14 protein-coding genes are annotated in these 14,684 nt (G+C 61.6%); 9 read left to right on the plus strand and 5 right to left on the minus strand.

Features of this window, described 5'->3' with window-relative positions:
- The first annotated feature begins 46 nt into the window (after positions 1-46).
- From uvrC to ACMT3I_RS05515, 9 genes are all read left to right on the plus strand, one after another.
- On the plus strand, positions 47-1,936 hold the full coding sequence (uvrC, locus tag ACMT3I_RS05475; protein ID WP_414803418.1) for an excinuclease ABC subunit UvrC: 1,890 nt from the start codon (positions 47-49) through the stop codon (positions 1,934-1,936).
- 61 nt (positions 1,937-1,997) lie between these two features.
- Entirely contained in the window at positions 1,998-2,873 is an 876-nt protein-coding gene (rapZ, locus tag ACMT3I_RS05480) for an RNase adapter RapZ (protein ID WP_414803419.1), read from the plus strand.
- A 43-nt stretch (positions 2,874-2,916) separates the two neighbouring features.
- Complete coding sequence (gene whiA, locus ACMT3I_RS05485) at positions 2,917-3,897, plus strand: DNA-binding protein WhiA (RefSeq protein ID WP_414803531.1); 981 nt, start codon at positions 2,917-2,919, stop codon at positions 3,895-3,897.
- 114 nt (positions 3,898-4,011) lie between these two features.
- The gene (locus tag ACMT3I_RS05490; protein ID WP_414803420.1) at positions 4,012-4,638 is read left to right on the plus strand and encodes a superoxide dismutase; all 627 of its coding nucleotides are present in this window, start codon (positions 4,012-4,014) and stop codon (positions 4,636-4,638) included.
- A gap of 108 nt (positions 4,639-4,746) precedes the next feature.
- Positions 4,747-5,754, plus strand: a complete 1,008-nt coding sequence (gene gap / locus ACMT3I_RS05495) for a type I glyceraldehyde-3-phosphate dehydrogenase (protein ID WP_414803421.1) — start codon at positions 4,747-4,749, stop codon at positions 5,752-5,754.
- Between the two features lie 14 nt (positions 5,755-5,768).
- Positions 5,769-6,983 carry a phosphoglycerate kinase gene (locus tag ACMT3I_RS05500; RefSeq protein WP_414803422.1) on the plus strand — a complete coding sequence of 405 codons (1,215 nt, stop codon included), beginning with the start codon at positions 5,769-5,771 and terminating at the stop codon, positions 6,981-6,983.
- On the plus strand, positions 6,974-7,774 hold the full coding sequence (gene tpiA, locus ACMT3I_RS05505; protein WP_414803423.1) for a triose-phosphate isomerase: 801 nt from the start codon (positions 6,974-6,976) through the stop codon (positions 7,772-7,774). The genes ACMT3I_RS05500 and tpiA overlap by 10 nt, the downstream gene beginning before the upstream one ends.
- Before the next feature lie 110 nt (positions 7,775-7,884).
- The gene (secG, locus tag ACMT3I_RS05510; protein ID WP_414803424.1) at positions 7,885-8,136 is read left to right on the plus strand and encodes a preprotein translocase subunit SecG; all 252 of its coding nucleotides are present in this window, start codon (positions 7,885-7,887) and stop codon (positions 8,134-8,136) included.
- 62 nt (positions 8,137-8,198) lie between these two features.
- Positions 8,199-8,567, plus strand: a complete 369-nt coding sequence (locus ACMT3I_RS05515) for an RNA polymerase-binding protein RbpA (RefSeq protein ID WP_414803425.1) — start codon at positions 8,199-8,201, stop codon at positions 8,565-8,567.
- Positions 8,568-8,638: 71 nt separating this feature from the next.
- Here ACMT3I_RS05515 and pgl read toward each other — a convergent pair whose 3' ends face one another.
- The 5 genes from pgl to tal are packed head-to-tail and all read right to left on the minus strand — an operon-like array spanning position 8,639 to position 14,657.
- A complete protein-coding gene (gene pgl, locus ACMT3I_RS05520; protein WP_414803426.1) occupies positions 8,639-9,409 on the minus strand; it encodes a 6-phosphogluconolactonase in 771 nt (256 codons plus the stop codon).
- A gap of 1 nt (position 9,410) precedes the next feature.
- Positions 9,411-10,376, minus strand: a complete 966-nt coding sequence (locus ACMT3I_RS05525; RefSeq protein WP_414803427.1) for a glucose-6-phosphate dehydrogenase assembly protein OpcA — start codon at positions 10,374-10,376, stop codon at positions 9,411-9,413.
- On the minus strand, positions 10,373-11,914 hold the full coding sequence (gene zwf / locus ACMT3I_RS05530; protein WP_414803428.1) for a glucose-6-phosphate dehydrogenase: 1,542 nt from the start codon (positions 11,912-11,914) through the stop codon (positions 10,373-10,375). The genes ACMT3I_RS05525 and zwf overlap by 4 nt, the downstream gene beginning before the upstream one ends.
- A gap of 29 nt (positions 11,915-11,943) precedes the next feature.
- Positions 11,944-13,548: a glucose-6-phosphate isomerase gene (locus ACMT3I_RS05535; protein ID WP_414803429.1), complete on the minus strand. Its 1,605-nt coding sequence runs from the start codon at positions 13,546-13,548 to the stop codon at positions 11,944-11,946.
- Entirely contained in the window at positions 13,545-14,657 is a 1,113-nt protein-coding gene (tal, locus tag ACMT3I_RS05540; protein WP_414803430.1) for a transaldolase, read from the minus strand. The genes ACMT3I_RS05535 and tal overlap by 4 nt, the downstream gene beginning before the upstream one ends.
- Positions 14,658-14,684 lie beyond the last annotated feature (27 nt).

Here is a 14,684-nt window from a genome sequence, read left to right on the forward strand (position 1 = left end):
GAGAGTGCAGTGGATGCGCTGCGCCAGAGAGTGAAGTACTGAATCAATGTCTAATGCGTTGAGCTATCGCCCGAAGACGGGTGAGATCCCAACCACTCCTGGTGTGTACCGTTTTCGCGATGAAACCGGTCGTGTGCTCTACGTGGGGAAGGCCAAGAACCTCAGGGCACGCCTCAGCAACTATTTCGCGCCTCTGGCGAGCCTGCATGAGCGCACCAGGCGGATGGTGACCACTGCGACGTCCGTCGAATGGACGGTCGTCGGCACCGAGGTCGAAGCGCTCCAGCTTGAATGGACCTGGATCAACGAGTTCGATCCGCCGTTCAACGTTCAGTTCAAGGACGACAAGTCATATCCATACCTGGCTGTCACCCTCGCTGACGAGGCGCCGCGCGCACTGGTGACGCGCACAACAGGTATCAAGGGTGCCCGTTACTTCGGCCCGTACCCCAAGGTCTGGGCGGTGCACGAGACGATCGATCTCATGCTGAAAGCATTCCCGATCCGTACCTGCTCGAATGCCAACTACAAGCGAGCGATGCAGTCGGGCAAGCCGTGCTTTGCAAGCCAGATCGGTCGCTGTTTCGGCCCGTGCTCACACAAGGTGACGCTCGAAGAGCACCGCGCTATCGTCAATGACTTCGTCAGCTTCATGTCGAGCCAGGACCGCAAGCTCATCAACTCGCTCACTGCAGAGATGAAAGCAGCAGCGGCCGATCAGAACTATGAGCTCGCGGCCAAACGTCGCGATCAGGTGATGGCCCTCGATGCTGTACTTGAGAAGAGCGCCGTCGTGCTTCGCGACAACGTCGACATCGACCTGTTCGGTATCGATCAGGACGAACTCGCTGCGGCAGTCCAGCTTTTCATCGTGCGTGGCGGTCGTATCAGAGGTGTGCGCAGCTGGATGGTCGATAAAGAACTCGACCTCACCACCGGCGAGCTCATCGACTCGATCATGCAAACGGCGTACGACGGCACCCTGATGCCTCCGCGCGAGATTGTGGTACCCGAGCTGCCGGAAGACGCCGAAGCGCTTGAGACGTGGCTGGGTGGCCATTCGGGCCGCAAGGTGAAGCTCACCGCCGCCCAGCGGGGAGAGAAAGCCGCACTGCTGCAGACCGCGACGCAGAACGCCAAGCATGCGCTGATGCTCTACAAGACCAGGCGCAGTTCAGACTTCGTTGCGCGCTCGAAGGCCCTCGAAGACATCCAGGAGGCCCTGGAGATGACCCAGGCGCCGCTCCGAATGGAGTGTTACGACGTATCGCACTTGAGCGGCACGAACATCGTGGCATCTATGGTGGTCTTCGAAGACGGCTTGCCGCGTAAAGATGAGTACCGCCGTTTCAGCATCCCGGAGTCCACTGACGACACCGACTCGATCTATCGCACGCTGATGCGCAGGCTCGCGTATCTGAAGCCGGAGAACGAAGGCCAGGGCGATGATGGCACTGCCGGCACCGAGACGGATGTCGAGGCGCAGGCCAGACGCAAGAAGTTCAGCTATCGCCCGAACTTGCTCATCGTCGACGGCGGTCAGCCGCAGGTCGCAGCTGCTGCACGGGCGCTGCGCGATTCGGGCATCGAGGGAATTCAGCTGTGCGGCATTGCCAAGCGCCTCGAAGAGATCTGGTTGCCTGACTCCGATTACCCCGTGATCCTGCCGCGAAATAGCGATGCTCTGTTCTTGTTCCAGCGCATCCGTGACGAAGCTCACCGTTTCGCGATCACCCATCAGCGTGCGAGGCGAAAGAGGGACATTTCGTCGATCCTGGCAGAGATTCCCGGGCTCGGCCCGGCACGTGTCAAGGTGCTTCTTCGCCATTTCGGGTCTGTGGCGCGATTGAAAGAAGCGTCAATCGAAGATATTGCGGATGTCAGGGGCATCGGTGAGTCGCTTGCGTCCACCATTCATGCCCATTTGCACGAATGAGGCGCCCTCTGATGGGTAGGCTTGGAAGTCACCCATCCCTCGAACGAAGGCACACCGGCAGATGACGACCGACAACGAGAAGCAGGAGATGCTGATCGTCACTGGAATGTCCGGAGCCGGACGCTCGACTGTAGCGAACGCTCTGGAAGACCTCGGCTGGTATGTGGTTGACAATCTGCCACCGCAGATGCTTCGGCCGCTGGTCGAACTCGTCGAACGTGCTGGCACGAACCTGCCGAAGATCGCGGCGGTCGTCGACATCCGAGGAGGTAATTTCTTCAGCGATTTCCAAGAAATCGTGCAGTCGCTTCGTGGGGGAGCACAGGTCAGGGTGATTTTCCTTGAGGCAACGGATGCCGCTCTCGTGCGTCGTTTCGAGTCGGTGCGTCGTCCGCACCCCCTTCAGGGCACCGGAACGTTGCTTGATGGCATCGGCGCAGAACGCAGTCGATTGAGCGAGGTGCGGGAGTCGAGCGACATCGTCATCGACACTTCCGACCTCAACATTCATCAACTTGCGACTACCATCACAGAGTGGTTCGCTGACGATGACACTGCAGGAGTGCGCGTCACCGTCATGAGCTTCGGCTTCAAATATGGTCTACCGACCGATGTCGACATCGTTGCCGACGCGCGCTTTCTCCCGAACCCGTTTTGGATTCCCGAGCTTCGCGCCCACACCGGCCTTGATCCAGAGATCAGCGAGTTCGTCTTCGAGCAGCCGGGGGCACGCGAGTTCCTGGATAACTATGCGGCAGCGCTGGCTCCGGTTCTGGCCGGCTACCAGCGTGAGAACAAGCGTCATGCAACGATTGCCATCGGCTGCACCGGCGGAAAACACCGTTCTGTGGCGATGGCAAGAGAACTGGCTTCTCTGATCGAGAACTTCCCGGGCGTCGTGGTGAGCATCAAGCACCGCGATCTCGGGCGCGAATAGTAGTAAGTGCCCCACAAGGGCGGAAAACAGAATGGAAACACGATTGGCACTCACCGCCGACGTCAAAGACGAGCTATCTCGTGTTGAGGTATCAAAAACAACTGTGCGAGCAGCCGAACTCGCGACGATTCTTCGTTTCTCTGGTGGACTGCACCTGATCTCAGGTCGTATCGCCGTCGAGTCTGAACTCGACACCGCAATCCTTGCCCGTCGCGTTCGCAAAGACCTTGCAGAGCTGTACGGCGTGCGAAGCGTTGCAACAGTCATCCCTGCGAGCGGTCTCCGCCGCACCAACCACTATCTCGTGCGCGTCCTCGACGGTGGCGAGACGCTGGCCAGGCAGACCGGCCTGCTCGACGCACGTCGTCGACCCATCCGTGGTCTGCCGAACCGTCTGACCACCGGCACGAAAGAAGAAGTGTCGGCCGTCTGGCGCGGTGCATTCCTCGCCCAGGGAACCCTCACCGATCCAGGCCGCTCAGCTGCACTCGAGATCATGTGCCCAGGGAACGAAGCGGCGATGGCCCTGGTCGGCGCAGCTGGCCGTCTGGGCATCGCGGCGAAGGCCCGCGAGGTTCGTGGCGTTCACCGCGTCGTCATCCGTGACGGTGAGGCCATCAGCGCGATGCTGGTGCGCATGGGCGCTCAGGAGACAGTCCTGAACTGGGAAGAGCTTCGCCAGCGCCGTGAAGTGCGTGCCACGGCCAACCGCCTGGTGAACTTCGACGACGCGAACCTGCGCCGCTCGGCACAGGCTGCAGTTGCGGCCTGCGCACGGGTGGAGCGCGCGATGGAGATCCTTGCCGATGACATCCCGGAGCACCTGCGGTATGCGGGCGATCTGCGTCTGCGCTTCCGCGATTCAAGTCTTGACGAGCTCGGTCACCACGCCGACCCACCCATGACCAAGGATGCAGTTGCAGGCCGGATCAGACGGCTGCTCGCGATGGCAGACAAGAAGGCAGCAGACCTGGACATCCCGGGCACCGATGCAAACCTGCCTGCAGATCTCGACGACGTTTAAGGCACGCACCCACCCCGCATCCATATGACCTGAGTAGACTCGAAAAGTCGCTCAACCCGCCGGTGCCTGGGCGCTCAGACGCCTCAAGCCGGCAACCGATAGAGGAGATACGCTATGGCTGATTACACGCTGCCCGAATTGCCCTATGACTACTCGGCCCTTGAGCCGAGCATCAGCGGAGCGATTATGGAGCTCCACCACGGTAAGCACCACCAGGCTTACGTCACCGGCGCGAACACCGCGCTTGCACAGCTTGCCGAGGCTCGCGATTCAGGCAACCTGGCCAATGTCAACAAGCTCGAGAAGGACCTCGCGTTCAACCTCGGTGGTCACGTGAACCACTCGATCTTCTGGACGAACATGTCCCCGAACGGCGGCGACAAGCCGACCGGCGAACTGGCCAGCGCTATTGACGACAACTTCGGTTCGTTCGACAAGTTCCAGGCTCACTTCACCGCTGCAGCACTCGGCGTTCAGGGTTCCGGCTGGGCTGTGCTCGCCTGGGACTCCATCGGCCAGCGCCTCATCATCCAGCAGTTCTTCGACCAGCAGTCAAACTTCGCTGCCGGCCTCGTGCCCGTGCTGATGCTCGATGTCTGGGAGCACGCGTACTACCTCGACTACCGCAACGTGCGCGCCGACTACGTCAAGGCATTCTGGAACATTGTGGACTGGGCAAACGTCCAGGACCGCTTCTCCGTTGCGCGTGAGAAGACCAACGGGCTGCTGCTACTGTCATAGCGGGATGGTGTCCTGCTACAGAACCATCCGCAGGACACCGCCGTCCGTTCTTTTATACCCATATAAAATAAACGCGCCGCCGGCGCCATTTAGCAACAGGAGTCACTCGTGACCGTAAAGATCGGTATCAACGGATTCGGCCGTATCGGCCGTAACTTCTTCAGGGCAGCGCTTGCCAAGGGCGCCGACATCGAGATCGTTGCCGTCAACGATCTGACTGACCCGAAGACCCTCGCCCACCTCCTGAAGTACGACACCATCACCGGTCGCCTGGACGCAACGGTTGAGCTCGACGGCGACACCATCGTTGTCGACGGCAAGCGCATCAAGGTCCTCGCGGACCGCGATCCGGCCAACCTCCCGTGGGGCGAGCTGGGTGTCGACATCGTCATTGAGTCGACGGGTTTCTTCACCAAGGCAGAGCTTGCTCGCAAGCACATCGCTGCAGGCGCCAAGAAGGTCCTCGTTTCAGCTCCGGCAACCGGCGAGAACGTCGCCACCTTGGTTCTCGGCGTGAACGAAGACACCTACGACTCCGCAGTCAACGACGTCATCTCGAACGCATCGTGCACCACGAACTGCCTTGCTCCGCTTGCCAAGGTCTTCCTTGACAACTTCGGCATCGAGCGCGGCCTGATGACGACGGTTCACGCGTACACCGCTGACCAGAACCTGCAGGATGGCCCGCACAACGACCTTCGTCGCGCCCGTGCAGCTGCTGCAAACATCATCCCGACGTCAACCGGTGCTGCCAAGGCGCTCGGCCTCGTCATCCCCGAGTTGCTCGGCAAGCTCGACGGATACGCGCTGCGCGTTCCGGTCCCGACCGGCTCGATCACCGACCTCACCCTGACGGCATCACGCCCGGTCACGGTTGAAGAAGTCAACGCAGCGTACAAGGCTGCAGCTGAGGGCCCCCTCAAGGGCATCCTGAGCTACACCGAAGACCCGATCGTTTCCAGCGACATCGTTGGTGACCCGCACTCGTCGATCTTCGACGCCGGGCTCACCAAGGTCATCGGAGACCAGGTCAAGGTCGCTTCCTGGTACGACAACGAGTGGGGATACTCCAACCGCCTGGTTGACCTCACCGTGTTCGTCGCCGAGAAGCTCTAAACAGGGAGATTGCAGTGACGCTTCGCACTATTGAATCGTTGGGCTCGCTCCACGGCAAGCGCGTCATCGTCAGGTGTGATCTGAACGTCCCTTTGAGCGACGGTCAGATCACCGACGACGGCCGCGTGCGGGCGTCTCTGCCAACTCTGAAAGCACTGCTTGCCCAGGGCGCCAAGGTGGTAGTCATCTCCCACCTTGGTCGCCCTGATGGTGAGCCGAACCCGAAGTACAGCCTCGCTCCCGTGGCCGTACGACTGGGTGAACTTCTCGAGCAGCCTGTCGCCTTTGCCGCAGACACCGTCGGCGAAGCAGCCTCTGCCGCTGTTTCTGCGCTAGCAGACGGTCAGCTCGTTGTTCTGGAGAACCTGCGTTTCAACGCGGGGGAGACCAGCAAAGACGCCGCCGAACGCCAGGCTTTCGCTGACCAGCTCGCCGAACTCGGCGATGTCATGGTGTCAGACGGCTTCGGTGTCGTGCACCGTAAGCAGGCCAGCGTCTACGAACTCGCTTCAACGCTTCCGAGTGCTGCCGGCCTGCTGATCGCTGCAGAACTCGACGTGCTCGATCGCCTGACCGAGAGCCCCGAGGCTCCGTACGCTGTCGTGCTCGGTGGCTCGAAGGTGTCTGACAAGCTCGGCGTGATCGGGCACCTGCTTCCCCGCGTCAACTCGTTGCTCATCGGTGGCGGCATGCTGTTCACCTTCCTGGCAGCCCAGGGATACAAGGTCGGGTCCAGCCTGCTCGAATCAGACCAGCTCGACACTGTGCGCGGCTACCTCGCTGAGGCCGACCGTCTCGGCGTGAAGATCGTCCTGCCGACCGACGTCGTCGTTGCCTCCAAGTTCGGAGCAGACGCAGACGTCGTTGTCACGGCAGCCGACGCAATTGAAGACACCCCATTCGGTGCTTCAGGTCTGGGTCTCGACATCGGGCCCGACACCGCAGCAGCGTTCGCCGAGATCATTCGTGCATCAAAGACAGTGTTCTGGAACGGCCCAATGGGCGTATTCGAACTCGAACCATTCGCAGCGGGCACCCGCACGGTTGCCGCTGCGCTCACCGAGGTCGACGGTCTCAGTGTTGTCGGCGGTGGCGATTCAGCCGCGGCCGTACGAATTCTCGGCTTCAACGATGACCAGTTCGGTCACATTTCTACCGGCGGCGGCGCAAGCCTCGAGTTCCTCGAGGGAAAGCGTCTGCCAGGACTGGAGGTCCTCGGATGGCAGTAACAATTAACCCCAGGCGCACACCGCTCATCGCGGGCAACTGGAAGATGAACCTGGACCACCTCCAGGCCATCGCTTTCGTGCAGAAGCTCGCCTGGAACCTCAAAGACGCAGGACACGACTTCACGGCTGTCGAAGCCGCGGTGTTCCCGCCGTTTACCGACCTTCGTTCGGTGCAAACCCTCATCTCTGCAGACAAGCTTCAGCTTGCCTACGGTGCCCAGGATGTCTCAGAGCACGATTCCGGTGCGTACACCGGCGAAATCTCCGGCGCTTTCCTGTCTCAGCTTGAGTGCCGCTACGTGATCATCGGTCACTCCGAGCGTCGCACGCTGCACGGTGAGTCCGATGCAGTGGTTGCCGCGAAGGTTGCAGCAGCAATCAAGCACAACCTGTCTCCGATCATCTGCGTGGGCGAGACTGCCGAAGACCTGGAGACCCACGGCCCGAGCGCCGTGCCCGTCGCCCAGCTGCGCGCGGCACTTGCCGGCGTGTCGAATGCAGCAGACATCGTCGTTGCTTACGAGCCCGTCTGGGCCATTGGTTCAGGTCAGGCCGCGACACCCGAGCAGGCCGAGCAGGTCGCTGCTGCACTGCGCGCCGTACTCAGCGAAACGCTGGGTCAGGACGTCGCGGGCAAGACCCGCATCCTCTATGGCGGCTCAGTGAAGGGCAGCAACATCGCCGGCTTCATGCGCGAGCCGAACGTCGATGGCGCACTTGTCGGCGGTGCGAGCCTCGATATTGCAGAGTTCTCCAGCATCGTCAGGTACCAGAAGCACGTCGCTCTGTAACCCCAGTTGCTTGTTCCTGACGCGCAGTCCCTCGGTGGGGCTGCGCGTCAGGCTATAATTGCCAGTGTTCTTGGTGGCGCCTGTGAGCCCACCCATTGTGAAAGGTTCGCGTGGATATTCTCCAGGTTGTGATGCAGGTTGTTCTCGGAGTGACGAGTCTCTTGCTCACCATGCTCATTCTGTTGCACAAGGGTAGGGGAGGCGGCCTCTCCGACATGTTCGGTGGCGGTGTAACGTCGAACCTCGGCGCCTCAGGCGTCGCCGAGCGCAACCTCAATCGCATCACCGTCATCCTCGGACTGGTCTGGATTGCAAGCATCATTGTGCTTGGTCTCATTACCAAGTTCGACACCGGCGCCTGATTCAGCTTTAGCATTTTTGGTCAGTTACCCGAACTGACCGTTCTTATTTACGGAGGAACACAATGGCATCTGGTGGCAGCGCAATTCGAGGATCTCGCGTAGGAGCAGGCCCCATGGGGGAGCAGGACCGCGGTTTCCACGCGGACCGCATCAAGGTTTCGTACTGGGACGCACTCGGCAACGAGACAGTGCGTTACTTTGCGGCGAACCTTCCTGACGAAGAGATTCCCGAGACCATCGACAGCCCGTCGTCAGGCCTGCCGGCCGGCCGCGACAAGGAAAACCCGCCGTCGGTTGCCAAGCTTGAGCCATACAAGACCCACCTCGCGTACGTCAAGGAACGTCGTACCGAAGAGGAGGCTGAGTCGCTTCTTGCTGACGCTCTCGAGCAGCTCCGCATCCGTCGTGGCAAGCTGACCCCGACGAACTAGTACCAACCTGTTTCAGCCTAAAAGGCCCAGCCGGAGTTATCCAGCTGGGCCTTTTTGATGCCTGCGAAGAGTTAGTAGGTCGGAGCGATGAGGTTTTCTGGAACCTCTGCTGCGGCTTCCTTATCCACGAAGAACACGGTGCGGCGACGTCCCTTGATACCTGCGGCGGGAACTTCATCCCTGCTCGCTCCGGCCAGGGCCAGCCCGAGGGCCGACGCCTTATCTGATCCAGCCAGTACCAGCCATACTCTTTCAGAGCTGTTCAGTACAGGGCGGGTCAGCGACAGACGTTCTGCCGGCGGCTTAGGGGAATTGCGCACTGCGATGACTGCGGTCTCAGTCTCCCTGATACCGCTCTGGTGCGGGAACAGTGACGCAACATGTCCGTCGGGCCCGACGCCGAGGAACGTGATATCGAACCGTGGGAGTGGCGCGTCATACGGCGCGGCGCTCTCGAGTTCGGTCGCGTAGCTGAGTGCTGCTTCGTCGAGGCTCATCCCCTCATCGGATGCCGGGAACGGGTGAATGTTCTCGGCGGGAATCTCGATGTGGTTGAGCAAAGCCTCACGGGCCTGCAGCTCGTTACGATCGGCGTGCGCCTTCGGCACCCAACGCTCATCGCCCCACCAGAAGTTCACCTTCGACCAGTCGACGGTGTCCCTGGCTGACGAGCCATTGATTTCCGCGAGCACAGCGATGCCGACAGACCCGCCGGTGAGCACGACGTTGGCAACGCCGTGCTCATCGAGAATGTCGAGTGTCTTGGTGATGAAGCGCGCTGCGACAGAACCGGCAAGGGCCTGCTTGTCTGGGTGTACGAGCACTCGTCGTTCGTTGGTCACGTTAGGCTCCGGCCTGCTCTGTGATGGCATTGTCCAACTGGGGCAAGCCGCGGGTGATGACCTCACCGTACAGTTCATCGGGGTCGAGTCGCCGTAGTTCGTCAGACAGGCAGTCGCGCAGGCTCCGGCGGTGGAGCGCCAAGTCCTGTGTCGGCTGGCCCGGCTGACTGAGCGTAGCGATTCCGGGAACTTCGCGCTCCAGCGTGATAACGCCGGATGCGCGGGTGAGGTGCACGCCATGGATACCGTTTGCGAGCGGTCCATGGGTGAGCTCATAATCCACCGGTACCTTCAGTGCCGACTGCAGCCATGCTGCAAGAAGCGTCGTCGACGGTGAATCTGCAGCACCAGAGACCTGAATCGCGGTAACAGGCTCGTACGGTGGCTGATCGAGTACCGCAGCAAGCTGGGCACGCCACAAGGTGAGTCTCGTCCACGCGAAGTCAGTGTCACCTGGACGATACGACGACGTCAACTTGTGGATAGCCGCCTGCGGATCGGGCTGCGCAGACGCGTCAGTGACACGTCTGTACGCGATCCGGCCGAGTGGCGATGCTGCGGGCACCTCTGGCGCCTCAGCCGGCCACCACGCGACAACAGGCGCGTCTGGCAGCAACAGGCCGGTAACCAGGCTCTCCGGGTCACTGGAGGCAGCACCATACGCACGAAGAAGGATCACTTCGCTGGCGCCGGCATCTCCACCGACACGAATCTCAGCATCGACCCGCGGTTCGACAGACTCGTCGATAACACCTTCAATCGACGCGGTCGACAAGACGATCACACGCATGGGGTGCTCACGTGAGGCATCGTTTGCCGCTTCGATCGCTTCTTCCTCGCGACCGAGCGTGCACGCGATGACCAGCGTCAGAACACGACCGAGGGCGACAGCGCCGCCCTCTTCGCGCAGTCTGACAAGAGCCTTCGAGATCTTGGCTGTAGTTGTATTGGGCAGATCGACGATCATGGTCGCCTCCAATTGCGGCCATCGCGGGCCAATAGTTCATCGGCGGACGACGGACCCCAGGTGCCAGGACGGTACTGCTCCGGCTGTCCCTGGGTCGCCCAGAATTCCTCGATGGGGTCGAGGATCTTCCACGAGAGTTCGACCTCTTCGTGGCGGGGGAACAGGGGCGGGTCACCCAGGAGCACGTCAAGGATCAGACGCTCGTACGCTTCGGGGCTGGCCTCGGTGAACGCGTGGCCATAACCGAAGTCCATCGTCACGTCGCGAACCTGCATACCGGCACCCGGAACCTTCGACCCAAAGCGGATCGTGACTCCTTCATCGGGCTGCACGCGAATGACGAGTGCGTTCTGACCGAGTTCGGCCGTCTGGCTCTCCTCGAACAGGTACTGAGGTGCGCGCTTGAAGACGACTGCGATCTCGGTGACTCGACGGCCAAGACGCTTTCCTGCCCGAAGGTAGAACGGAACGCCAGACCAGCGTCGGGTGTCGACGGTCAGTCGGAGTGCGGCATAGGTCTCAGTCACGGATTCCGGGTCCATGCCGTCTTCCTCAAGGAAGCCGAGAACCTTTTCACCGCCCTGCCATCCGCCTGCGTACTGGCCCCGAGCGGTTCCGGTTGCAAGGTCTTCAGGAAGTCGGACTGACGCCAGGACCTTTTCCTTCTCGGTGCGCAGGTCTGCAGCATCGAAGGAAATGGGCTCCTCCATCGCTGTCAGTGCGAGCAACTGGAGCAGGTGGTTCTGGATGACGTCGCGCGCTGCGCCGATACCGTCGTAGTAACCTGCACGGCCACCGACTCCGATATCTTCGGCCATCGTGATCTGCACGTGGTCGACGTAGTTGGCATTCCAGATCGGTTCGTACAGCTGGTTAGCGAAACGCAGCGCCAGAATGTTCTGCACTGTCTCTTTACCGAGATAGTGATCGATGCGGAACACAGAGTCAGCGGGGAACACTGACTCGACAACCGCATTCAGCTCGCGTGCTGTCTTCAGGTCGCTACCGAACGGCTTTTCAATGACGACTCGGCGCCAATGGCCTTCCTTTTGCTCGGCGAGGCCTGAGCGACGAAGCTGTTCGGTGACAGTGGGGAATGCCTTCGGCGGGATCGAGAGGTAGAACGCATGGTTGCCCATGGTCCCGCGCTCCTTGTCGAGCTCGTCGATGGTTTCCTTGAGACGCTCGAAGGCGGCATCGTCGTCGAAGGTACCCGAGACGAAACGGATGCCCTCAGCGAGCTGGTTCCAGACCTCTTCGATGAATTCGGTCCGCGAGTGCTCTTTGACAGCGTCGTAGACCTCCTTCATGAAGTCCTGGTCGTCCCAGTCGCGACGAGCGAAACCGACGAGTGCGAAACCGGGAGGCAGCAGCCCCCGGTTAGCCAGGTCGTAAACGGCCGGCATGAGTTTTTTACGCGACAGGTCGCCGGTGACACCGAAGATCACAAGGCTGGATGGTCCAGCAATGCGATTCAATCGGTAGTCAGACGGCGCACGCAGCGGGTTGAACTCCGGGGTAATTTCCACCGGGGACATGCAACTCCTTTTGATTCTTAAGACGTGAGCTAGCGCAGCGCGTCGAACAGGGTGGTGACGTTCTCTGCAGGGTTGGTCAGCGTCAAAGTGAGCACAGGGCGACCCTGGCCGGCGAGGACGCTGGCGTCTCCGCTTGCCTGGGCCTCAATGAGCTCACCGAAGGTGAACGGCCGTTCGGGGATGTCAAGGTCTTCGGTCGGTTTCGCAAGGATCTGCAGGAACACGCCGTTGGCGGGTCCGCCCTTGTGGAACTGGCCAGTTGAGTGCAGGAAACGTGGTCCCCAGCCGAAGGTCACGGGGCGCTTGGCGAGCTTCGCCAACAGCGGACGAACCTCGGCCAGCTCCGGCAGTGCCAGACGGTCGACGTAGGCCTGAACCGATACGTAACCGTCGGGTCCGAGCTCTTCGAGCAGGGCGTCGATGGCCGAAGCCAGGTCGCTTGCTGCACCGATCACGTGAGGGGTGCCACGAACTTCGATGCCGTCTGAGACAAAGGCTGCAGGTTGCGGTTCGGGGCGTGCATCAAGCAGGCCGCGCGTTGCAATCTTGGCCGACTCGACGTCAGGCTGGTCGAACGGGTTGATTCCGAGCAGGCGTCCGGCAACCACGGTTGCGTACTCCCACACCAGGAACTGAGCGCCCAACGTGCCGCTGACGCGGATCTCGTCGGTGTCATCGTGCGGGAAGATCTGGTCTCCCGCGTCGTCGACGATGCGAACCAGCTGCAGGTCGGACAGGTTCTCCGACAGCTCTGGGGCATCCTTCTCAAGCACGACAGGAAGAATTCCAGTGCCGAGCTTTCCTGTCGATTCAGCGATGAGCTGCTCGGCCCAGTCGGGGAAACCAACGATGTGAGTGCCATCACTGACGAGGGCGAGCTTGTCCCTGCGCGGTGACGTTGCCGCGATCGCGGCCCCGAGCACGAGGCCCGGGTTCTCGGGGGAGTCGATGGCGAGCGAGAGCGAAATCGCTTCTGCCTCATCGAGCAGCTCGGCGATATCGACACCGGCGAGGCCTGACGGCACGAGGCCGAAGGCGGTGAGCGCCGAGTAGCGGCCTCCCACTGTGGGGTCGGCGTTGAAGACGCGGTATCCGGCCTCGTTTGCCGATGCCTCCAGCGGCGAGCCCGGGTCGGTCACGACGATGATGCGCTCGGCCGGGTTGATGCCGGCCTCGCGGTATGCACGCTCGAACACGCGGCGCTGGCTGTCTGTTTCGACAGTCGAACCCGACTTTGATGAAACGACGAGAGCTGTTGCCTCGAGACGGTCCTTCAGCGCTGAAAGCACCTGGCCGGGTGCCGTAGCATCCAGCACGGTGAGCTCGACGCCTGCGGTTGCCGCGATGACCTCAGGAGCAAGTGACGATCCGCCCATGCCCGCGAGGGCGATGTGGGTCACGCCGGCTGCGTGAAGTGATTCACGCAGCGCGACGATCTCAGCAACGAGCGGACGAGAGATCGCAACGGACTCTGTCCAGCCGAGGCGCTTCGAAGCCTCGTCCTCGGCCTCAGGGCCCCACAAAGCGGGGTCGAGGGCCGTGATCCCTGATGCGACGAGGTCGTCGACCAGTGTGGGCACCGTGGTGCGAACGGCTTCAGCCGCCGCACCGGTCACTGCAATGCGGAAACTCACTTGGCACCGTCAAGGGCAGCGGTGACGGTCTCGAGCAGTTCGCCCCACGACACGATGAACTTGGCGACGCCTTCTTCTTCGAGTAGCTGCGTGACGTCGTCGTACGAGACGCCGAGGGCTGCGAGTGCGTCGAGCACTGCGTTGGCCTCTGCGTATGCACCGGTGATGGAGTCGGCCGGGATGACACCGTGGTCGAACGTTGCCTCCATGGTCTTCTCCGGCATGGTGTTGACAACGCCAGGGGCAACCAGTTCGGTCACGTACAGGGTGTCGGGCAGCTCAGCGGACTTGACGCCGGTCGAGGCCCAGAGCGGACGCTGCTTGTTGGCGCCGGCGGCGATCAGGCCGAGGGCGCGCTCGCTTGCGAACTCCTGCTCGTAGACCTGGTATGCGAGCTGGGCGTTGGCCACGCCTGCCTTGCTCTTGAGCGCACGAGCCTCATCGGTGCCGATGGCCTCAAGGCGCTTGTCGATCTCGGTGTCGACACGCGACACGAAGAAGGAAGCGACTGAGTGGATGGTCGACAGGTCGATGCCTGCGGCGTGAGCCTTCTCCAGGCCGGCCAGGTATGCGTTGATGACCTGACGGTGACGCTCGAGGCTGAAGATCAGGGTGACGTTGACGCTGATGCCCTTGGCGATCGTCTCGGTGATGGCGACCAGGCCCTCTACGGTTGCGGGGATCTTGATCATGGCGTTGGGACGGTCAACCTTGGCCCACAGCTGCTCGGCCTGAGTGACAGTGCCAGCGGCGTCGTGTGCCAGGCCGGGCTCGACCTCGATCGACACGCGGCCGTCGAGACCGTTGGTGCGGTCGTAGATCGGGCGGAAGATGTCGCTGGCGGCAGCGACGTCATCCGTGGTGATCTCGAAGACGGCGTCGTGAACGCTGGTGCCGGCTGCAGCGAGTGCGGTGACCTGCTCCGTGTATGAGGTGCCGTTGGCCAGCGCGCTGGCGAAGATTGTCGGGTTCGTGGTGACGCCGACGACGTTCTTCTCGTCAATGAGCTTCTGCAGACCACCGGAAACGATGCGGTCACGAGACAGGTCGTCGAGCCAGATGCTGACGCCGGCTGCGGAAAGCTGGGCGAGGGGGGATGTTTCAGTCATGTTCTTTGTTTCTCCTAAAAAATCTGC

Origin of the sequence: Leifsonia sp. A12D58 (genome assembly GCF_047530025.1) — a bacterium.
Classification (GTDB): domain Bacteria; phylum Actinomycetota; class Actinomycetes; order Actinomycetales; family Microbacteriaceae; genus Cryobacterium.

Excerpts from the sequence above, each read along its gene's own strand:
- uvrC (WP_414803418.1), top strand. The coding sequence starts at position 47 with ATGTCTAATGCGTTGAGCTATCGCCCGAAGACGGGTGAGATCCCAACC.
- rapZ (WP_414803419.1), top strand. The coding sequence starts at position 1,998 with ATGACGACCGACAACGAGAAGCAGGAGATGCTGATCGTCACTGGAATG.
- ACMT3I_RS05490 (WP_414803420.1), top strand. The coding sequence starts at position 4,012 with ATGGCTGATTACACGCTGCCCGAATTGCCCTATGACTACTCGGCCCTT.
- tpiA (WP_414803423.1), top strand. The coding sequence starts at position 6,974 with ATGGCAGTAACAATTAACCCCAGGCGCACACCGCTCATCGCGGGCAAC.
- ACMT3I_RS05515 (WP_414803425.1), top strand. The coding sequence starts at position 8,199 with ATGGCATCTGGTGGCAGCGCAATTCGAGGATCTCGCGTAGGAGCAGGC.
- ACMT3I_RS05525 (WP_414803427.1), bottom strand. The coding sequence starts at position 10,376 with ATGATCGTCGATCTGCCCAATACAACTACAGCCAAGATCTCGAAGGCT.
- zwf (WP_414803428.1), bottom strand. The coding sequence starts at position 11,914 with ATGTCCCCGGTGGAAATTACCCCGGAGTTCAACCCGCTGCGTGCGCCG.
- tal (WP_414803430.1), bottom strand. The coding sequence starts at position 14,657 with ATGACTGAAACATCCCCCCTCGCCCAGCTTTCCGCAGCCGGCGTCAGC.